This is a genomic window from Streptosporangium sp. NPDC049046 (assembly GCF_040649155.1).
GTDB lineage: Bacteria > Actinomycetota > Actinomycetes > Streptosporangiales > Streptosporangiaceae > Streptosporangium.
The window spans coordinates 30,388-50,518 of sequence record NZ_JBEZEZ010000007.1; the positions used below are offsets into that span (position 1 = coordinate 30,388).

The 20,131-nt window shown below is 71.2% G+C and carries 14 protein-coding genes; 6 read left to right on the forward strand and 8 right to left on the reverse strand.

All coding sequences use genetic code 11. From position 1 onward, the window contains the following. Window positions 1-97: 97 nt before the first annotated feature. On the reverse strand, window positions 98-733 hold the full coding sequence (locus tag AB0B96_RS11470; RefSeq protein ID WP_362897833.1) for a hypothetical protein: 636 nt from the start codon (window positions 731-733) through the stop codon (window positions 98-100). 235 nt (window positions 734-968) lie between these two features. On the opposite strand from AB0B96_RS11470, the gene AB0B96_RS11475 reads away from it, so the two are divergent. Next, on the forward strand, window positions 969-3,086 hold the full coding sequence (locus AB0B96_RS11475; RefSeq protein ID WP_362897835.1) for a sensor histidine kinase: 2,118 nt from the start codon (window positions 969-971) through the stop codon (window positions 3,084-3,086). Beyond that, window positions 3,083-3,736, forward strand: a complete 654-nt coding sequence (locus tag AB0B96_RS11480; RefSeq protein ID WP_362897837.1) for a response regulator transcription factor — start codon at window positions 3,083-3,085, stop codon at window positions 3,734-3,736. Before AB0B96_RS11475 ends, AB0B96_RS11480 begins: the two co-directional genes overlap by 4 nt. A 118-nt stretch (window positions 3,737-3,854) precedes the next feature. Here the strand turns inward: AB0B96_RS11480 and AB0B96_RS11485 are convergent, their stop codons facing one another. Next, window positions 3,855-4,310, reverse strand: coding sequence for a hypothetical protein (locus AB0B96_RS11485; protein WP_362897839.1), 456 nt, complete (start codon window positions 4,308-4,310; stop codon window positions 3,855-3,857). Between the two features lie 214 nt (window positions 4,311-4,524). On the opposite strand from AB0B96_RS11485, the gene AB0B96_RS11490 reads away from it, so the two are divergent. Further along, complete coding sequence (locus tag AB0B96_RS11490) at window positions 4,525-5,262, forward strand: TetR/AcrR family transcriptional regulator (RefSeq protein ID WP_362897841.1); 738 nt, start codon at window positions 4,525-4,527, stop codon at window positions 5,260-5,262. Window positions 5,263-5,338: 76 nt separating this feature from the next. Here the strand turns inward: AB0B96_RS11490 and AB0B96_RS11495 are convergent, their stop codons facing one another. After that, window positions 5,339-5,938 carry a helix-turn-helix domain-containing protein gene (locus AB0B96_RS11495; protein WP_362897844.1) on the reverse strand — a complete coding sequence of 200 codons (600 nt, stop codon included), beginning with the start codon at window positions 5,936-5,938 and terminating at the stop codon, window positions 5,339-5,341. Between the two features lie 55 nt (window positions 5,939-5,993). On the opposite strand from AB0B96_RS11495, the gene AB0B96_RS11500 reads away from it, so the two are divergent. Then, window positions 5,994-6,791, forward strand: coding sequence for an SDR family NAD(P)-dependent oxidoreductase (locus AB0B96_RS11500; RefSeq protein ID WP_362897846.1), 798 nt, complete (start codon window positions 5,994-5,996; stop codon window positions 6,789-6,791). 76 nt (window positions 6,792-6,867) lie between these two features. Here the strand turns inward: AB0B96_RS11500 and AB0B96_RS11505 are convergent, their stop codons facing one another. The 5 genes from AB0B96_RS11505 to AB0B96_RS11525 are packed head-to-tail and all read right to left on the reverse strand — an operon-like array spanning window position 6,868 to window position 17,375. Further along, a complete protein-coding gene (locus tag AB0B96_RS11505) occupies window positions 6,868-9,231 on the reverse strand; it encodes an SDR family NAD(P)-dependent oxidoreductase (RefSeq protein ID WP_362897848.1) in 2,364 nt (787 codons plus the stop codon). Then, window positions 9,228-10,562 (reverse strand): cytochrome P450, encoded by a 1,335-nt coding sequence (locus tag AB0B96_RS11510; protein ID WP_350941408.1) that lies wholly within the window; start codon window positions 10,560-10,562, stop codon window positions 9,228-9,230. The genes AB0B96_RS11505 and AB0B96_RS11510 overlap by 4 nt, the downstream gene beginning before the upstream one ends. After that, window positions 10,559-13,141, reverse strand: a complete 2,583-nt coding sequence (locus AB0B96_RS11515) for a KR domain-containing protein (RefSeq protein WP_362897850.1) — start codon at window positions 13,139-13,141, stop codon at window positions 10,559-10,561. Before AB0B96_RS11515 ends, AB0B96_RS11510 begins: the two co-directional genes overlap by 4 nt. Further along, window positions 13,138-16,101 carry an SDR family oxidoreductase gene (locus AB0B96_RS11520; protein ID WP_362897852.1) on the reverse strand — a complete coding sequence of 988 codons (2,964 nt, stop codon included), beginning with the start codon at window positions 16,099-16,101 and terminating at the stop codon, window positions 13,138-13,140. The genes AB0B96_RS11515 and AB0B96_RS11520 overlap by 4 nt, the downstream gene beginning before the upstream one ends. After that, the gene (locus AB0B96_RS11525) at window positions 16,098-17,375 is read right to left on the reverse strand and encodes an acyltransferase domain-containing protein (RefSeq protein ID WP_362897854.1); all 1,278 of its coding nucleotides are present in this window, start codon (window positions 17,373-17,375) and stop codon (window positions 16,098-16,100) included. Before AB0B96_RS11525 ends, AB0B96_RS11520 begins: the two co-directional genes overlap by 4 nt. 446 nt (window positions 17,376-17,821) lie before the next feature. Here AB0B96_RS11525 and AB0B96_RS11530 point away from each other — a divergent pair, with 446 nt between their 5' ends. Then, window positions 17,822-18,358 carry an NUDIX hydrolase family protein gene (locus AB0B96_RS11530; protein ID WP_350941413.1) on the forward strand — a complete coding sequence of 179 codons (537 nt, stop codon included), beginning with the start codon at window positions 17,822-17,824 and terminating at the stop codon, window positions 18,356-18,358. 270 nt (window positions 18,359-18,628) lie between these two features. Next, complete coding sequence (locus AB0B96_RS11535; protein WP_362897857.1) at window positions 18,629-19,897, forward strand: endonuclease Q family protein; 1,269 nt, start codon at window positions 18,629-18,631, stop codon at window positions 19,895-19,897. Window positions 19,898-20,131 lie beyond the last annotated feature (234 nt).

The following is a 20,131-nucleotide window of genomic DNA, read 5'->3' on the forward strand; positions in this document are numbered from 1 at the left end:
TCATGGATCGGCTGCTCCTGTGGATCGAGGACTCGCCCCCCGTTGTTCGGGGTCCTGCTCCCGTGGCGACGGACGCCGTGCTGCCAAAGGGGCGTACTCAGTTCTCGCCGCGTACCAGTTCGGGGCGGAAGGCGATGATGAGTCCGAGGGTGGTGTACCCCACGAGCAGGTGGGTCGCGGCGACGACGCCTCCGAGCGAGGCGCCGAGGATTCCCATCGCGGGGATGGACACGATCGCCCAGCTCTCGGCGACGAGCGGCCAGACGCGGGCGAGTCCGCGCCACCGACCGGCCACCACGACCTTGATGCCGATCACGAACATGCCCAGCATCGAGAGCGGCCAGAAGATGTCGAGGATGCCCAGCCAGAGCGTGTCGCGGGCGGCGGGGAAGAGACCGTGGATCAGGCTCCACACCATGGCCGGGGCGAGCAGTACCCGTTCGACCACCAGCATGACGCGGGCGGTGCGGGTCACCCCGATCGCACCGGTGCGGCTCATGAGCGTGATGAGGGCCCAGAGGCCGAACTGGAACGCCAGGCCGCCCAGGTCGGTGAACGTCCAGCCGATCTCGGAGGTGGGCTGGAAGCCGTAGACGAAGCTGGAGGCCGACCAGATGAGCGCCCCGGTGGAGAGGCACAGGGCGAGGCGGCGCACGGTCGATTCGGACGGCTGCGCGGACGAGCCGGCGTCGCGGGTGGTCTGCTGCGTGTGATCGCGGAGGGTCTCGGTCATCGTTCTTCGTTCCTTGTCCGGTTCGGCGGTACGGAGCACCGCGTACGGTTCGGCGGTACGGAGCACCGCCTGCAGTTGGCGGTACGGAGCACCGCGGTGACAAGGACGATCCTGGTGATCCGCCGCCCCAGGCCGTCAGGGCGTCGTGTCCCGACTCCGGACCCCTCTGGTGTCCCAGGACAAACAGGACGCGCGTCCTAGGGACATCCCATCCCTGGTGAGGCACACTCATCGGGTGCAGTTTGTGATGGTTTGCCGGTCTTTACGATCAAGGCCCGGCCTCGCGTTCCTCGTGGTCGCCGTGATCATCGCGGTGGCGGCGGCGCTGCTGGACATGCGGGTGCCGCAGGCCCACCGCACCGTGATCGACCTGCGGCCCGGCGGATTCGACGCGATGGCGGGTGTCGCGCTGGCGGCGGCCGGCACGGTGGTGCTCGCCAGGTATCCGCGGCATCTTCTCGGCTGGCTGATGTCGGCCTTCGGCCTCTGGTGGAGCGTGGACGGACTGGCCGCCACGTGGCTCGCCTACGCCACCGTGGCCGCTCCCCCGCTTTCCGGCGCCTCCGCGGCCTTCTACATCTATCACCGGCCCGGGGCCGCCCTGGCGCTGCTCCTCCCCCTGGTGCTGTTCCTGTATCCGGAAGGGAGACTGCCCCAAGGACGGTGGCGGGTCGTCTCGCTGGTCAGCCTCGCCATGACCGCCCTGCTCCCGCTCACCCTGATCGCGGCCCCGTCCGGCATCGCCCAGGACACCTCCGGCGCCGGGCCGATGCCCGCGCCGCTGCGGACGCTGAACCTCGACCCGCTCTACCTCCCCCTGCCGGACGAGGTCTGGACCGGACTGCTGCTGGTCGCGCAGTTCTGCCTCCCCCTGAGCCTGATCGCGCCGTTCATCCTCGTGGTGCGGCGCTACCGTACGGCGACCGGGATCAATCGGATGCGCATGCGCTGGCTGCTGTGGGCGGCCGTGGTCGACCTGATGGTCATGCTGGCGTTCCGGCTGCTCCCCAGCTGGTTCGGCTCCGTCGGCATGACCGTCGCCGTCACCCTCACGGCCGCCTCGGTCGCGATCGGGATCGCGCGCCCCGACCTCGTCGACATCGACCGGCTGCTCGGCGGGACCGTCGTCTACGGCATCCTGCTCGCGCTGACCACCGTCCTCGACCTGCTCGTCCTCGGCGGCGTCGGCCGGTTGCTCGGGGCACACCTGAACGAGGGCGAGCGCCTGGTCCTCGCCGTCTTCGCGGTCGCGATCATCTACGCACAGCTACGCCACCGGCTGTGGCGGCTGGTACGGCGCCGGGTGGCCGGAGACCGGGACGACCCCTACCAGGTGATGTCCGGCCTCGCCGAACGGCTGGAACGCACCGACGACTCCGAAGCCCAGCTCCACACCCTCGCCAGAACGGTGGCCCAGGCCTTCCGCACCCGGTACGTGGGCGTGGAGATCACCCAGGTCAACGGCGAACGACTGCTCGTCGAAGAGGGCGAACCTCCCACCGAGACCCGCGCCCTGCCCATCACCTATCGGGGTGAGCGGATCGGCCGCCTGTTGCTGCCCCGCCAGGCCGCCCGCCTCAACCGTCTCAGGGACAGCGACGAACGACTCCTCGCCGACCTGGTCCGCCAGGCCGCCGCGGCCACCCGCGCCGTACGCCTCGCCGAGGAACTGCAGCAGAGCCGCGAACGCATCGTCTCGGCGGTCGAGGACGAGCGACGACGTCTGCGCCGCGAACTCCACGACGGCCTGGGACCGACCCTCGCCGCGGTCGCGTCCCTGATCGACACCGCGAGGATCACCGGGCGCCGGTCGGCGGAGAAGGCCGACCCGATCCTCGGGCTCGCCCGCCAGGAGCTCACCGGCATGCTCACCGAGGTGCGGCGGCTGGTGCACGGCCTGCGTCCGCCCGCTCTCGACGACGTCGGCCTGGTCGGCGCGATCCGCCAGCTGGCCGAACGGCTGCGCCCCCCGGAGCTGGCCGTACGCGTCGAGGAGCACGGTGATGCGGCCGGCCTGCCGGCCGCGGTCGAGGTGGCCGCGTACCGGATCGCCTCGGAGGCGGTCACCAACGTGGTCCGCCACGCCCGGGCCGGCGAGTGCGTCGTCACGCTCACCCGCGACGTCGAAGCCGGATGCCTCGACGTGGTGATCGTCGACGACGGCGTCGGCTTCGCCGCCGAGGCGGTGACCGGCGTGGGGCTGGTGTCGCTGCGCGAGCGGGCCGCCGAACTCGGCGGCTCGGTGAGCGTGGGCCCCGCGACACCGGGCGGTACGCGAGTATGGGCGCGGCTGCCGTTGGCGCCGTCCAGGCAGGCACCGGCACTGATCACCACTGGAGAAAACGGGATATGAGCCCCGAACAGCCGATAAGAGTCCTCGTGGTGGACGACCACCCGGTGTTCCGTGAAGGCTTCGCGGCACTGCTCGGCAGCATCGACGAGGTCGAGGTCGTCGGCACCGCCTCGTCCGGCGTCGAAGCCCTCGAACAGGCCGCTCGGGCAGAACCCGACGTGGTCGTGATGGACGTACAGATGCCCGGTATGGATGGCATCGAGGCCACCCGCCGCCTCCTCCAGGAGCGCCCCGGGATCGGCGTCGTGGTGCTCACCATGTCCGAGGAGGACGGCACCATCTTCGACGCGCTGCGCGCCGGCGCCCGCGGCTATCTCCTCAAGGGCGCCGAACCCGACGAGGTGGTGCGCGCGATCACCACCGTCGCGGGCGGCGGCGTGGTCTTCGGCGCGGTGCTCGCCTCACGCATCGCCGACTTCATGACCGGAAAGCCGCAGACCGGCACCACGGCGTTCCCCGGCCTGACCGCGAGGGAGCACGAGGTCCTCGACCTGGTGGCCGCCGGTCTGTCCAACGGCCAGATCGCCGCACGCCTGTTCCTGTCCCAGAAGACCGTACGCAATCACGTCCACGCGGTCCTCACCAAACTCCAGGCGGCCGACCGGGCGGAGGCCATCATCCGCGCGCGGGACGCCGGCCTCGGCCGCTGAAGTCCCCGGAGTCCGTGGAGCCGGTGAAGCCGCGCCGTTCGTGATCGGAGCCTGTCCGACGGACGAGGATCGACCGCGGGTTCGGCGGGCACGTCCGAGACGACCCGATCAACGCGCGTCACCCGGTCGAGGTCGCGGGCCGGCGGCCGTCGGCCGACTCGGAGGCACCGGTCCGCCAGCTGATCCAGCCTCGGCAGAGCACGTACGCCACCGCGGTCGTCGTCACGACGAAGAGGTCGATGAACGCGGTCTGCATCGCGTCGGGCTTGTCCCACATGACGAAGCAGTAGACGGTGATCGCGCCCTTCTGGAAGAGCAGAAGCTCCCACAGGCCCCACTGCCTGCGCGGTGCGACGGCGAGGATGGCCCATAATCCCGCGAAGACGATGTAGGCGAACGTCCGCCAGGCCTCGGTGACGAGGCGGTCGTCGGAGAAGCTGTTCATCAGGAAGATCCCGTTCGCGAACGGGACGAGCGTCGCGGCCGCGTTGACGGCCATCAGCGTGCGCCCGATCCGATCCGCCAGGGGGGACGGGCGTCCGGCGGTGGCGGGGACACCGGTTTCAGCGGTCATGAGAACTCCTTGTGGTGAGGGGTATCGCCGCGGGTCGAGCACCGCGGGCCGGCCGTGATCGGCGTCCACGGCCGGACGGAGGGCGCCGGACGACGGCACCGGACGGCCGTGTGCTGTTCGGCGACGGCCATGACAACGACGCTAATGACGTCGTCCCGGATTTGGCAGTGCCAGATTTACCTAACAGCGTTAAGCAGACAGTACGGTGTCGGGCATGACGGACGACTCCGCGACGCCCGACGCCGACCCGGTACCGCTCCGCCAGCGCCGGCGGGCCACCGCGACCCGCGAGATCCTCGACGCGGCACAGGAGCAGATCGCGCTGCACGGCCCCTTCGGGCTGTCCCTGCGATCGATCGCCCGCGGTCTCGGCATGACGGTGCAGGCGCTCTACCACTATTTCCCCAGCCGCGACGAGCTCGTCACGGCACTGATCACGGAGGCGTACCACGAACTCGCCGACACCGTACGGTCGGCGCTCGACGGCGCACCGCCGCATGGCGACCTGCCGAGGTTCGTCGTCGCCGCGGAAGCCTTCCGCAGGTGGGGTCTGGACAACCCCTCACGGTTCCAGCTCATCTACGGGACACCGCTGCTGCGTTACGAGGCGCCCGCCGACGGCCGCACGACCGCCGGTGCCCGCAGGATCGCGGCCCTCTTCCACCGGGAGTTGTTCGGTGCGTTCACCCACGAGCAACTGGGCCGCACCGAGGTTCCACCGCTGAGCCCGGCGCTACGTGCCCGCCTCGAGCAGATGCCGCCCGAGATGATCGGCGGGCTTCCACCGCAGGCCGCCGCCCTCTTCGTCAGCGTCTGGGGCCACCTGCACGGTCTCGTGGTTCTGGAGGTGTTCGGGCACACCTCCTTCATCGGCCCGCTGCAGGCGGAGATCTTCCGCGGCGCCATGCACAACCTGTTCTCCGACGCGCAGCGGCGGATACCCGCCGGCTGACCCTGGCCCCACCTGAGCAGAAGGCCACCTTTTAGCAGGTCAGGAAGGGTTTATCGGCCGGGAGGGCGGGGGGACGTCAGCAGTCCTCCCCCATCGTGGCGCGGGTCTGCTCGGCCGACAGCGGCGGGACGGGCAGCGGCCGGGCGGCGACGGCGCGCAGGCCGTCCAGGGCGAGGGCGAGGTGCCGCCGCCAGGCCCCCGGCGCCACCCGGTACGTCGCCTTGATGATCGCGGTCACGCCCCGGGCCACGAAGGCCACGTCGGCGAGGGTGATGTCGTCGCGCAGCTCCCCGGATCGCTGCGCGCGTTCGAGGATCCCGCTCATCAGGCCGTACCCGCGCTCCCAGTCCACGGCCGCCCCGCGCGCGGCGAGCTCGTTGTAGCCGAGGTCGACCGCCTGTAGCTCGCACACGCCGGTCAGGAACGCGACGAACCCTTCCCAGGCGTCGTCTATCGCCAGCGCCTGCTCGGCCAATCCGTCCACGATCGCCATTCGATCCGCGAAGGCCGCGTCCACCAGGGCGCCCCGGGTGGGGAAGCGGTTGTAGAGCGTCCCGATGCTCACCCCGGCCGAGCGGGCGATCTCTTCGAGCGGCACGTCGAGCCCGTGATCCGCGAACAGCCGCCGGGCCGCCCGCAGGAGTCGCTCCCGGTTCTGTGCCGCGTCCTTGCGCATGCCCTCGATCCTAGCTAAGTTGAGGTCGATCTCAACTTGAGGAGTGCCTCAACTTATGACCCGGACCATCGTGATCACCGGTGGCACCAACGGCATCGGCAAAGCCCTCGCCCGCCACTACGCCGAACAGGGCGACCAGGTCGTCGCCGTGGGCAGCACCGAGGAGGGCGAACGCCGCCTGCGCGAGGCGGCGCCAAGCGCCCGCTTCGTCAGGTGCGACCTCGGCTCACTCGGTCAGACCCGAGACCTGCTGAAACGGCTCAACGCCGAGTACCCGGCGATCGACGCGCTGGTGATCGCCGCATACCGGCACAATCCGGTGCGGGTGGAGACCGAGGACGGATTCGAGCGCACCTTCGCCCTCTACGTGCTCAACCGCTGGCTCATGGCGGAAGGGCTACGTGGCCCGCTGGAGAAAGCACCGGCACCGGTGATCGTCAACCTGTGCGGTGCCGGGCAGGGCAGCCGGATCCACTGGGACGACCTCCAGATGAAGAACAGGTACCGGGGATTCGCCGCGACCCTGCAGGGAGCCAAGGCGTGCGAGTTGCTGGGGACGGTCTACGCCTCCGAGCGCATCAAGTACGTGCTGTACAACCCGGGCGTCGTCGCGACCGCACTGCACGAGCCTTTCAGGCAGCCGATGCGCGGTCTCGTACGGGCGGCCTCCGCGGTGTTCGCCCAGCCGGTCGCGAAGGCCGTACCGCCGATCATCGCGCTCATCGACGAGCCGCCGGCCGAGCCGCTCACGGTCTGGAAGAGGGGCAGGACCGTCGATCTCACGGTGGACCCGGACGAGGCGTCGCGCCTGCGGGAGACCGTCCGCGACCTGGCCCAGCCCGCCCTCCGGTAAAGGTCATCGGAGGATGACGCGTTTCCGAGCCGGCCGGGAAGTGCGATCGGAGACCGCCTGACGAACGATCGGCTCCTCACCCCGACCGATGCGGGGAACCTGCCGCCGATCTCCCAGTCCTTCGGCTGCCGGGGATCACCCCTGCGACGAACAGTACGGGCTCGCCCGCCCGCGACCCGACCCAGCCACCTTCCACGGGCAGCAGCCGGTCCACGTGCTGCGCCCCTGGGCAGGGCACGATCCGGTCAATGGTGAGGAGATCGCCGCTCACCGGGCCTGCCGCGCGGACGGCTGCCTCCAGAGCGGCGGGCGAGATGCCGTGGACCGGCGGGAAGGGTGTCGTCCACAGGTCGGCGGCCGTCACGACGGGCAGCGGGTCCTCCGCCGTTCCGAGAACGAGCCCCGACCAGGCCAGGCGGCCACCGCCGCGCGCCTTGACCGCGGACGGGGCGGGGATCAGGGGAGAGAGCGCGGGAGGTTCGGGCTGGTGGTGAGGGAGCGCTGGAGGCTCCGGTTCGTACAGCAGGCGCATCGAACCGGCGACCGCGCCGTCGGCGGCGGTGATCGTGGCGTTGACCGTCCAGCCCTCCTCCGTCGTCTCGCCCACCGCCGACGTGGTGAACCGGCCGCCCTCCAGGACCAGCGCCGACAGGTGCACCCGCACGTCACGCACCGAGGCCAGGTGCTGCGGCGGCCAGCCGGGCGGCACCACCCAGTCGGCGACCGAGCACGCCTGCTCCACCAGCACCGACACCGGCAGCGCCGGTCGGCCGTCCACCGTGAAGTCGGTCAGGCAGGGATGGGAGCCCTGCCGGTGGACGATCGAGCCGCGCAGTGAGTGGAAGGGCCGGAAGTCCTCGACGTCGCCGAGGAAGTGCGCCAGGCCGTGCAGCCGGGGCAGGTCGGGGTGGCCGGTGAACAGCCAGAAACCGCGCAGCTGCGTGGGCACCAGCGCGCCGCCCACCTGACCGATGAACATGACCTCGCCGGTTCCGCCGGAGCGCAGCTCGTCGATCCAGCGGCGCACGCCCTCGGCGGGGTCGAGGGTGGACACGTACCGGACCGCCGCGTCGTAGTTGGCGATCACGCCCAGGCGCTCCCACGTCGGCCAGCAGAGCGTCTGAGTCGGCAGCCCGTAGGTGTTCCGCGCCCAGAATCCCAGCCTCGGCAACGCCTCGTTGCCCGCCGCGTAGTCGATCTGGCCGATCATGCCGCCCATCCGGCCGGCCAGCGACCCCACGTTGCAGAAGACCTTGAGCGCCGCTCGCCGCTCCGGGGTGGCGAGCACCGCCCTGGTCAGGGACTCGAACCCCGACACCTTCACCTCCACGGTGCGCACGACCTCCTCGGGGCTCTTCATGTCGAGCCTGGTCGGCACGTCGATGCCCGCGTTGTGCACCACCACGGTCGGAGCCGGGAGACGGGCGAACAGGGCGTCCACCTGTTCCTGCCGAACGCAGTCGCACGCCTCGTACGCGATGCGCAGGCCGTCCCGCTCGGCGGCGGCCAGATTGGCCGCGACCTGGCGCAGCTCCGACTCGCGCTTGAGCGCCGCCCGCGTCTTCCTCAGCGCGTCGGCGGTGCGGGCGGCCGCGATCCGGGCGTGGCGGTGGGCGGCGTAGCGGTCGTCCGGCAGCGTGAGCCAGTCCGCGGTGGGCAGCTCGTCGCGGCCCGTCACCACGACGCGACAGCCGAACCGCTCGGCCAGTCCGCGCGCCAGGGCGAAGCCGACGCCTCGCGCGCCTCCCGAGATCAGCACCACGTCGTCGGCGTCCAGGTCCAGGCGCGGCTGCGGTTCCGGGCTCGGCAGGGCGGTGAGCGCGTGGCGCACGCCCCGCCGGTAGCCGATCTCGAACAGGTCCCACGCCGCCAGCTCGGACTCCAGAAGCCCTGCGAGCCCGTCCGGGTCGGCGGTGTCGACGTCCAGCACCTTCACCGCGAGGTTGGGCAGCTCGCGTGGCAGGCACTTGGCGAACCCCGCCCAGATGCCGCCCAGGGGCGTGCCGATCCGCCCGTCGTCGTAGCCCATCAGGCCGCCCAGGTGGGTGACCGCGACGTAGCAGCATCGGTCGGCGCGCGACTCCGCCCGCCAGGAGGCGTAGCGGCGCTGCACCATGCGGGTGGTCCTGTCCAGCGCGTCCCGCCACTCGCCGCCGCCGAGCCGGTACGGGACGCCGGTGACGTTCAGGTCGACGATTCCGTCCCAGTCGTCGTGCTCCGGCTCGCGACCGGGGGCGCACACGTCGGCGCCGAGGCGGCTCGCCAGCCGCACGGCCAGGTCCGGGTCCGAGCCGATGACCAGCAGCCGCCGCGCCACGGGGGACGGGGACGGGGGCGGGAGCGGGTGCGGCACCGGCTCCCAGACCATGCGACGCACGGGCCTGACGAAGGAGCCGGTCTCGAACGACACCAGATGCGGCCGGACCGCCGTCACGGTCACGTCCGTTCCCGCACGACCGCCGGAAGCCCCGAGCTGGGGAAGAGCGTGATGTAGTGGCCGCTGCGCACCTGGCGCGTGCCCGGCAGCCGCAGCCGGTAGCGCCGCGACAGCATCGCCACCGCCGTCACCAGCGTCGCCATCGCCAGTCCCTTGCCGACGCACATACGCCGCCCGCCGCCGAACGGCAGGAAGGCGTGCTTGTGCCGCTCGTCCTGGGCGTCGCCCAGGAAACGCTGCGGGTCGTACGCCTCCGGGTCCGCCCAGTGCTCGGGCGAGCGATGCGTGCCGTACACGCTGAGCAGGACCGTCGTGCCCGCGGGGACGTGCCGCCCGGCCAGAGTGTCCGGCTCGATGGCGTCGCGGGGGAACTGCCAGACCGGCGGGTGCAGGCGGAGAGCCTCGTTCACCGCCGCCGTCGTCTGGGGCAGCTCGCCAAGCCGTTCGAGGTCGGGCGGCCCTTCGGCCAGTACCTCGTCCACCTCGCGCTCGACGGCACGGCGGGCCTGCGGGTGACGGGCCAGCTCGTACATGGTCCAGGCCAGCGCCTGGCCGGTGGTGTCGGAGCCGGCCAGCAGCAGCGTGCGCAGGTTGTCCGACACCTCCGCGTCGGACAGTCCGGCGTCCAGCAGCAGTCCGGCGGCGTCCGTGCCATGCTCGCCCGCGGCCCGCCGCTCCTCGATCACCTGGCTGACGATGGCGTCGAGCACCCCTTCCGCCCACTTGCGGTCGCGGTGATAACGCGTCGGCACGAAGGACGGGATCAGCGCGGAGATGCCCTTGATCGTGCTGGTGTACATGACCTTGTTGGCGATCCCCGCGGCCCGGGAGTAGTCGGTGCCCGACAGGTCTCGGCTGATCAGGGCCATGCCCATCACCCGTGCGGACACGTCCATCAGGCCCGGCGCGACGTCCACGACCGCGCCCGAGGCGGCGTGCTCCGACCAGCGCCGCAGCAGTTTCTCCGTGGCCGCGATCGCCTCGCGGGCGCTGCCGGTCACCCGTTGTGGGGTGAAGGCCGGCTGCACCGCCTTGCGCGGGCCGCGCCAGCCATCGGTGTCGAGCGTGAGCAGGCCCGTTCCCATCGTGCCGACGAACCCCTTGTAAAGGGTGCCACGCCGATAGTTGTCCGGGTTGACGCGCAGCACCCGCTCGATCGCCTCCGGCTCGGTGACCTGGACGAACGGGATGGGCAGCTGGACCGACACCAGCGAGTCGCGCTCCTGCATGCGCAGCGTGTAGGCCAGCGGGTCCTTGAAGTAGGGGATGGCGTCGCCGATCACCGGCAGCCCTCGCGGGCCGTGGGCGACCGGGCAGGTCCCTTCGGGGGTCATCGGCGCTCCTCGCGGTCGAATCTCTCTCTGTCGACGTACTGACCGGTCTCCTGGTCCACGTAGCCGACAATGGCGCCGACGATGTCCTTCGCCTGTAGCAGCACCTCACCGTTCGACGCGACCGCGATGGCCCGGTTGTCCGGTTCGGGGTCCTCCAGGTCGAGGTCGACCGGGGTGACGTACAACTCCACCGGCTCGGTCAGCGCGGCCAGCGTCAGGTCGGTGTGCCCGCCGTACAGGTCGACGCGGCGGATCGAGCGGGGGATCGCGACCGGCGTCCAGCGGCCCCCCGCCCGCTCCAGGACGGCCACTCGCACCAGGCCGTCCAGCGTCACGGACGGGACCAACAGGTCGGGAAACCAGCGGCGCAGCGCGGGCGCGTCGAGTGCGAGCCGGCCGCGCCGCCCCAGCGGATGCGTCCGGGTGTCGGTCGTGGACACGAACACCTCGCGCAGCAGGACGTCGGATCCCGGCATGTGGTACGGATCGCGCAGTGGCCGGCTCCCGTGCTCGTCCCAGTGCGTCCACGAAGGGCCGGGCACCGCCGCGTCGCGCAGCCGCACCGTGACCGAGAAGTGCAGCCGGTCGCGAGCGACCACGACACCGTTCGGGGCGACCACGTCCCCCAACACCCGCACGGCCACCACCGACTCACGCTCGTCGGCGCGCACCAGCCTGGCGGTGAGCCGCTTCACCTCCGGCCGGTCCGCGCGGTAGACGCGCAGGAACGACTCCAGCCGCAGGTCCTCGAAGACGGCGGGCACCCGGTCGGGCACGAGCGAGACCGCGGCCTGCGCCGCCAGCTCAGGGACGAACGTGCCAGGCAGTGTCGGGTAGCCGCGGACCCGGTGGAGGTCGAGGTATCCGTCCCGGTCCAGGGAGAACGTCCGCTCGGCCACCAGCTCTGCGGCGTCGTGGCGCAACGTCCGGTCGATGAACGGCAGGAGCCGCTTCGCGCCCGCGGAGAACTCCAGGAACTCCGGTACGGCGGCCCTGATCGCGGCCCGCTCCTTGGCGCCGAAGAACACGGTGACGGGCGCGTCCGGGGCGGCGGCCAGCTCGGCCATGAAGTGCTCGACGCCCTCCTCGGTCGGCGTCGGCGTGAACTCTCCGCTGCCTTCCAGAAAGTCGCGCATCAACGGCGACGCGCCCAGTCCGATGTCGCGCCAGAGCGTCCAGCCGATGGTGAACTCCCCGGCGGCGTTCACGGCGGCCGTGTTGAGGAAGTCGTTGGCGGCGCCGTAGTCGGTCTCGCCACGCTGGCCCGTCAGCCCGATGAACGAGCCGAAGTTACACCACAGGCGTGGCTCGCGGCCCCGCGTCGCCTCCTTCAGGTTCAGGTACGCACGCACCTTGAGGTCGCGCACCGCCCGGAAGTCCTGGACGGACTTGGCGGTGACGTCGGAGGCCCGGTTCGTACCAGCGATGTTGAGCAGCAGGTCGATGGGGCCGTCCACGGTGGCGAGCGCGCGCCCGACCTCGTTGCCGTCACGCAGGTCGCAGCGCAGGTAGCGGACGCGTCCCGGCCCGCACAGCCGTTCCAGCCCGGCCAGCGTACGCCGGGTCTGCCGCGCCTCGCCGAGCCGGTCGTACCGGGCGTTCGCCTCCGACACCGAGACTCCCCGCCGCACCTGGACGCGGATGAACGCGCTGCGGTCGAGCTCCTCACCGGCGTCGTCGGGCAACTCGGAACTGCCCAGCACCACCAGGCGCGGACGGTGGCGCGCGGCCAGCGCCTCCAGTATCGGCGCGCCGATGCCCCGCGCCCCTCCGGCTGCCACGACCAGGGCGTCCTCGCCCAGCGCCGGGACCTCGGACGGCGGGGCCGGGGTGGGCACCGCTCTCGGTGTGAGCCGCATGCCTCCCGCGTGGTAGGTCACCGGGATGAGCCGCCGCGCGCCCAGCTCGGCGCTCACCGTGGCCAGCACCTCGTCGAGCGGCACGTCCTCGTGCACGGTGGCCAGCACGTCGGCGCCGGGGAACTCCAGCGCCAGGCTCTTGACCAGGCCCGTGAACAGGCCCGTGAACGGCAGCGGCACGCCCGCCTCCGTCACACCGCCCACAACGCTCACCACGAACGAGCCGCCGTCCAGATACGCGGCGCACTCCTTGGCCTTCAAGAACACGCGTTCGTGCAGGTCGAGCAGCTCATCGACCGCTTCCGACCGGCGAGCCGCGCGCAGACGGGGGTCGGTCGCGTCCACAAGCACCCTGACGTGCGCGGACACACCGTCGTCGCGGCCCGTCCTGAAGCGCGGTGCGTTGGTCAGCACGACGGCGTCCGCCGGGATCGCGGGGGGTGCCGTGCGGACAGGGCGGCGCGGGTCGGGGGCCAGCTCGAACACGTGACGGTCCAGCAGCCGTCGCGGTTCGTGCTGTGCGGCGGACCCCGGAGACCGCGCGTCCCGCACGGCGGCCCCTGCCTTCCGCGGGTCCTGCGTGTCAGGTCTCCTCAGTTTGATGAGGCGCGCGCCGGCGCCGGGGTCGGGCCTGAGCTCGATCGCCCCGTCTCCCCCGCCCTCCAGGAACGCGATCAACTCGCGGGCGCCCTGCGCGCCCAGCAGATTCGCCCTGCTCATGCCGTGGCCTCCAGCCTGTCCTCGGCGACCGCCTCGACGGACACCACGGCCAGCACCGGCAGTCCCTCGGCCAGAGCCAGCGACTCGCGGGTGACCGCGAACAGGAACGTGCCCTCGCCGATCGGCCCGCAGCCGAGCAGGTCGCCCCACGACCGCAGGCTGTTGCCGTTACTTCCCGCCACCAGAACGACGTCCACGTCGCCGAAGTCCAGGTAGCGTCCGGCCAGGTCGAAGGCGTCGGCCAGCGAGGCGGCACCGCCGTCCACGGCGATGTTGAGCCCGCGCAGGTCGAAATAGCCACACAGGCGGGCGGCGATGACGTTCGGCATCTCACCGGGAAAGGAGTCCTCGTCCGGCGGCCCGATGAGCCCCTCCACGCGCTCGCGCAGCTCCACCGCCCGCTCACCCGCCAGGTGATCGAGCTCGTCCAGGTAGGCGCGCACGGCGTACAGGACGGCGTTGCGTGTGGGACCGGTGTGGCCCACGACCACGCCGGTCGTGCGGTTGTGACGGGCGCAGAACTCGCGGACGCGCGGCTCCAGCCGCTGCATGCACTCGATGATCATGAGCTGGGTACGGTCGGTCGCCCGGATCGTGGACGCCGGCAACCGCAGGCGGGCGAACGGCGGATGCGGATAGCGGTCGCCGAACGAGTCCGGCTGGAGGTGCCGTCCGCGCGCCCACGCGCCTACCTGCTCGTTGTCCTCGGCCCCCGGCGTGTGCGCCGACCAACCGACGATCACCATGGGCTCGTCGTTCCTGGCCCCGTAACCCGCACGAGCGGGCCGGTCCTGGAGGAACTCCTGCACCAGCAGGTGCGCGTTCGTGCCGCCGAACCCGAATCCGGACACGGCAGCCGTGCGCGGCCCATCGGGCCGGGACGGCCACCGCACCGGCCGCGTGGGGATGGTCAGATTGCAGGTCGCCAATCCGAAGGAGTCCGGCGCGGCCGAGAAGCGATGCTGGGGAGGGATCGTCTCGTGCCGCAGCCCCAGCAGCGCGTGGATGACCGACACCACGCCCGCCGCCCAGCCGGTGTGGCCGATCAGCGACTTGTTCGAGGTCACCCGCACCTGACGGGTGCCGGCATAGGCGGCACGCAGGCTGAGGAACTCGGCCTCGTCACCCGCCGGGGTGCCCGTGGCGTGCGCGATCACCCAGTCGACGTCGTCGGCGCCGACACCCGACTTGTCGAAGGCGCGGGCGATCGCGAGTTCCTGGCCCGCGCTGGAAGGCGCGTAGATCGCTTTGCCCTTGCCGTCCGCCGACAGCCCGACACCCGCGATGAGGCCGTGCACGGTGTCGCCGTCCGCCAGCGCCCGCGACAGCCGCTTCAGCACCACGACGCCGGCGCCGTCGGAGAACAGCACGCCGTCCGCGTTCCTGTCCAGGGCGCGCACCTCGCCACCACGCGACAGGCCGTGGAGCTTGGAGAACAGCACAGAACCGCCGGGGGCCAGCGCGAACGCACCGCCGCACACGGCGACCTCGGCCCGGTCCGCCAGGAGGTCGCGTACCCCCAGATCGACGGCGTAGAGGGATGACGAGCACGCGGTGTCCACCATGAGCAGCCGCGTGTCCTCCGGGAGCAGGCCGTCGATCGCGCTCGCGCCCACCCGGTGCGGGAGCGGCTCCGACCGGAGGGCGTCGCCGTGCGGCAGCACACCGGGGCCGCCGAGCTCCAGGTCCACCAGCGCCTCCACCAGGTGCTGGCTGCCGTCGGGGGTGTAGCCGAAGCAGGCGGTGAAACGATCGGCGTCCCGCCTGGTCACACCCTCCAGCGCCTGGTGGACGCTGTGCCGCAGCCACAGCGTGGTGTGGTCGAGCCCGGCGTCCGGGCGTTCCGCGGCCAGGGCGGGGTGCGGGGTGAAGTCGGTGATGAAGCCGGAGCGGCGCTGGTAGGTCTTGTCGGGGGCGCCGGGGTCGTCGTCGTGGAAGCTTGCCAGCGGCCAACGGTCCGGTGGGACGTCCACGAACAGGTCGGCGCCCTCGGTGAGCAGCCGCCAGAACGCGTCGGGATCGTTGGCTCCCGGCACGGCCAGCCCCATGCCGACCACCGCGATCGGATCCACGCCCTGGATCCGCTCTGTGCGCGCCTCGGGCACGGGTCTGAACTCGGATCCGGGTTCCGGCCCGGGTTCCGGCCCGGGCTCCGGCCCGGGCTCCGGTCGCGACCGCGCGGGCTCCGGCCCGGGGCCCGGGGACAGTGCCGCGCGGTGCAGCGACAGGCCGCCGTCCGCGACCACCGTCTGTCCCGTGACCCAGGCCGCACCCGGCGACGCCAGCAGCAGCACCAGGTCCGCCAGGTCGGCCGGGGTCGCCAGCCGGCCCATCGGGGTCGCGGCCACGGCGTTCGCGCTCATCGAGTCGAAGCCGGGGAACATCCGTCCGACAGGGTTGTCCAGCAGCCCTGCGGAGGCGGTGTTCACGCGGATCCCGTCCGGCGCGAACTCGGCGGCCAGGTAGCGGGTCAGCGCCTCCAGCGCCGCCTTGGACAACCCCACCGGCAGGTAGTTCGCCGGTGTGTACGCCGCCCCGACCGAGGAGACGTTGACGACGCAGCCCCCGTCCGAGCGCGCCAGCAGCGGACGGGCTGCGCGAGCACACCACAGCGCGCCCTTGACGTTGGTTTCGTACGCCTGGTCCAGGTGCTCCTCGGTGAGCTCGTCCCAGCCGACGAAGGTGCCCGTGGCGGCGTTGTTGACCAGCAGGTCCAGCCGTCCGTACGCCGAGGTCACCTCGTCGAACATCCGACGCACCTGGTCTTGCTTGGCCACCGACGCCCGGATCACCCGGACGCCGCCGCCCAGCTCGGCCGCGAGCTCCTTGGCCGCGTCGTAGGAGTGGAAACAGTTCAGCACCACCGTGGCGCCTGCCTCGGCGAGCGAGCGCACGAGGTGCGCTCCCACGCTGCCCGCCCCGCCCGTGACGAGGGCCACCCGGCCCTCGAACACCGTCATGCCGCGTCCGACTTGGCCAGCGAGTCGACCGTGAAGTCCACCACCTGGCCGAACGTGCGGTAGTCGGACACTCGCAGGTCCTCGGGGCGCCTGCCCAGCTCGAACAGGAGGTTGATCCGGCTCATGAGCTCCACGCGCTTGACCGAGTCGACACCGAGGTCGGCCTCCAGCTCGGCATGGTCCTCGAAGACCTCTTCCGGGTACTCCAGGGCGGTGGCGTAGAGGTCGCGCACGCGGGCGGCGATCGCCTCCCTCGACTGCGAGGCCGCGCCTCCGGCGGATACGGCGGTGCTTTCTTCGACGGCCACCTGAGTGGTGGGGACATCGACGGTCACCGGCCGGGCGACGGCGCTGTCGGCGGAAATCGTCTGGACAGCGGGGTTCTCGATGGTCGTCGACCGAGTAACGGGATTCTCCGCGGTCACCGACCGGGAGGTGGCGGCGGGAGCCAGGAAACGTCCGGTCTCCCGCAACGTGTTCACGTCCTGAAGCAGCGGCGTGCACACGGACGCGGCCCGGTGCGCCGACCGCACCCGTGACGTCAGTGCCCGCCCCGCGCCCACCTCCACCCAGACGCCCGCGCCGGAACGGTGCAGCCGCTCGACGGCCGCGCCGAAGCGCACCGGGGTGACGAGGTGGGAGGCGAGCAGTTCGCCGAGGTCGTCCGAGTCGCGATAGTAACGGCTCAGGATGGGCGAGAAGACGGGCACGTCCAGCCCGCGCCGCCCGTACCCGGTGAGCCTACGGCCCAGTTCCCGCCCGGCAGGGGCGAGCAGCGGGCTGTGGAACGGGTGCGGCGCGCGCAGCTCGGTGACGGAAAGTCCCACGGCGTCGGCGATCGCGGACGTGCGCCGCAGCGCGTCGGCCGGCCCCGCCACCACCGTCTGATCCGGCCCGTTGTCCACCGCGATCACGGCCCCGGAGGTGGGCAGCAGATCCAGGATCTGCTGGGTCCGCTCCGCCGCGCAGCCCAGCGCCAGCAGCCCGCCGCCGCTGCTGTCGTGCTCGCGCAGCACGATGATGCGGTGGCAGAGGATCTCCGCCCCCTCGGCGATGTTCAGCGCGCCGCCGGCGACCAGGGCCGCGATCTCGCCGAGGCTGTGCCCGACGAGCACGCTGAACCGTGCTCCCTCCTCGGTGAGCGCGCGGTGAGCCGCGGTGGACGCGGCGAACACGGCCAGCTGCAGGACATCCGGCGCCTCATTCAGCAACCGCTCCGGGGAATCACCGGAAAAAGCGCGATCCAGGCCCTTGCCCAGCATTCCCCTGGCCACTTCGTCGATGATTTCAATCGCTTCTGTCGCACCATTTCCATGGTCCTTCAACCATCGCAGGGCGTTCGGCACATATGCGCCTTGACCCGGGAAAAGGCCGACCACTATCTCTACGGTGCCCAGCATTTCCTTTCCCTCCCCGAGCATGAAGAACAGGCAAACGCGTCGCCCATTGCAGTCCCCACGAAAAAATGCGTGCGAGGGATTGACTCTTTTGACGACAACCGCGATCATGATGCACTGGGCACCCCTAAGGTTTTAACTACATTCGTAGATCATGGTTCAAGTCGCCGGGGAACGGCCTGTAGCCGGTGGAGCATCCCGCGGCGAGCTTCGCCTTGACCTACGATCTGGTCGTGTCCCGGAATGCCGATCCGACCGCGCTCGCCGGGAAGAACCGGCCGCTCCGACGTCTTTCCGAGCCGACCGCGAAGTACCATCGGTCAATGACCGAAATGACCGAAACCACGCCCGGCTGGCTCGCTCCGGAAGAACTGGAGGCGACCCGCGCGCGGATGCCGATCCTCTACGTCGACGCCGTCCCCGTACGGGTCGACGAGACGGGAACGGTCACGCGCGTCGGCCTGCTGCTGCGCATCGGAGCGGACGGAGCGGTCAGCCGCGCCCTCGTCTCCGGCCGCGTGCTTCACCATGAGCGCGTCCGCGACGCGCTCATGCGGCACCTGGAGAAGGATCTCGGTCCGACGGCACTGCCCTGCATCCCCCCTTCCCCGCAGCCGTTCACCATCGCCGAGTACTTTCCGACCCACGGCGTCACGCCCTATCACGACCCCCGGCAGCACGCGGTCTCCCTCGCCTACGTCGTCCCGGTCACCGGCGACTGCCGTCCTCGGCAGGACGCCCTCGACCTCGTCTGGTTCACCCCCGAGGAGGCTTCCTCACCGGTGGTGCAGCAGGAGATGCTCGGCGGGCAGGGCCTCCTGCTGAAGCAGGCCCTCGCACACGTCGGCTGCCTTTCCTGACCGTCGCACGCCCTGTCGCACGCCCTGTCGCACGCCCTGGGGAAACGACCGGTCGTCGTACTCGGGCCGGTGCCGCACGCATCGACCGCTTTCCCGACCGCCGCACAGGTCGATCACCTTCGGCGACGTACGGCCATGATCCTTTTTCCTGGGCTGTGGCGGTCTGGGTCATGACGGTCTGGGTATGAGGGCTTCACCGACGCCTACGGGTGGCCCTCGCCGAGCCGGCCTTCCCGGGACAGGAAGCGATGGATGCGTTTTCATGCGGATTTGCACATTCACTCGAAATACGCGCGGGCCTGCAGCAAAGACAGCGACCTGGAGCACCTGACGTGGTGGGCTCGGCGCAAGGGCGTCGCGTTGCTGGGCACCGGTGATTTCACGCATCCGGCGTGGTTCGAGCATTTACGCGAAAATCTCGTACCGGCGGAGCCGGGGCTGTTCCGGCCCCGCGAGGAGATCGCCTCGGAGGCCCTCGGACCGCTGCCCGCCGGTGTCGGCCCCGATGAGGTGCGGTTCATGCTGTCCGCGGAGATCTCCACGATCTACCGGCGCGGCGAGCACACCCGCAAGATCCACCACCTGGTCTACATGCCGGGCTTCGACGAGGCCGCGACGTTCAACGCCAGGCTCGACCGGATCGGCGACCTGAGCTCGGACGGACACCCCGTCCTCGGCCTCGACTCCCGTGCCCTGCTGGAGATCACCCTGAGCAGCGGTGACGGCGCCTACCTGGTGCCCGCCCACGTCTGGACGCCGTGGTTCGGCGTCTTCGGCTCGAAGTCGGGCTTCGACACGATCGAGGAGTGCTACGGCGAGCTCTCCGGCCACATCTTCGCGCTGGAGACCGGCCTGTCCAGCGACCCGGCCATGAACTGGCGGGTCTCCGCCCTCGACCGCTACCGGCTGGTCAGTTACTCCGACGCCCACTCGCCGCCCATGGTCGGCCGCGAGACCACGGTGTTCGAGACCGACCTCGACTACTTCGCCGTCCTGCGGGCGCTCCGGACCGGGACCGGGTACGCGGGAACGACCGAGTTCTTCCCCGAGGAGGGGAGATACCACGTCGACGGGCACCGCAGGTGCGACGTCCGGATGGGTCCCGAGGAGACGCGCGGGCGCGACGGGATCTGCCCGGTGTGCGGGAAGCCGCTCACGGTGGGCGTGCTGAACCGGGTCCAGGAGCTGGCCGACCGGCCCGACGGTTTCCGGCCCGAGGGCGTCGCGGGCTTCCGCAACCTCGTACCGCTGCCGGAGATCGTCGGCGAGATCCTCGACGTGGGGTCGAAGAGCAAGAAGGTCCTCAGGGAGGTCGACAGGCTCACCGCCGCGCTGGGCCCCGAGTTGGGGATCCTGGAGGACGTACCGGTCGAGGACATCGCGGACCTCTCACCGCCGCTCGCGGAGGCCGTCGGACGGCTGCGCCGCGGCGAGGTGATCAGGGAACCCGGGTACGACGGCACGTACGGCGTGATCCGGCTCTTCGAACCGGGCGAGCTGGAGCGGGCGCGCGAGGACACCGCCCCGACGCTTTTCTAGTGGGCCGTCACACAACCTTGCTGGGGAAACCAGACCTGAAGAGAGCCGGTCACCCGGTCGTGATACCCGGTCAACGTTCGGAGACGGGCCACCAGCCCCGCCTGCCAGGCACTACTTTCCAGGTCCCCGCCTTTCAGGCCCTGCCTTCGAGACACCGCCTTTCAGGCCCGCTGCCCCGACACCCAGCCCCGCTGACCGCGACCTCCCGGCTTCCCCTCGGTCCCGGTCTCCGCG

Bases quoted from the DNA above. Each gene is read 5' to 3' on its own strand.
- AB0B96_RS11470 (WP_362897833.1), bottom strand. From the start codon at position 733: ATGACCGAGACCCTCCGCGATCACACGCAGCAGACCACCCGCGACGCC.
- AB0B96_RS11520 (WP_362897852.1), bottom strand. From the start codon at position 16,101: ATGACGGTGTTCGAGGGCCGGGTGGCCCTCGTCACGGGCGGGGCGGGC.
- AB0B96_RS11515 (WP_362897850.1), bottom strand. From the start codon at position 13,141: ATGAGCAGGGCGAATCTGCTGGGCGCGCAGGGCGCCCGCGAGTTGATC.
- AB0B96_RS11480 (WP_362897837.1), top strand. From the start codon at position 3,083: ATGAGCCCCGAACAGCCGATAAGAGTCCTCGTGGTGGACGACCACCCG.
- AB0B96_RS11530 (WP_350941413.1), top strand. From the start codon at position 17,822: ATGACCGAAATGACCGAAACCACGCCCGGCTGGCTCGCTCCGGAAGAA.
- AB0B96_RS11500 (WP_362897846.1), top strand. From the start codon at position 5,994: ATGACCCGGACCATCGTGATCACCGGTGGCACCAACGGCATCGGCAAA.
- AB0B96_RS11495 (WP_362897844.1), bottom strand. From the start codon at position 5,938: ATGCGCAAGGACGCGGCACAGAACCGGGAGCGACTCCTGCGGGCGGCC.
- AB0B96_RS11510 (WP_350941408.1), bottom strand. From the start codon at position 10,562: ATGACCCCCGAAGGGACCTGCCCGGTCGCCCACGGCCCGCGAGGGCTG.
- AB0B96_RS11485 (WP_362897839.1), bottom strand. From the start codon at position 4,310: ATGACCGCTGAAACCGGTGTCCCCGCCACCGCCGGACGCCCGTCCCCC.
- AB0B96_RS11490 (WP_362897841.1), top strand. From the start codon at position 4,525: ATGACGGACGACTCCGCGACGCCCGACGCCGACCCGGTACCGCTCCGC.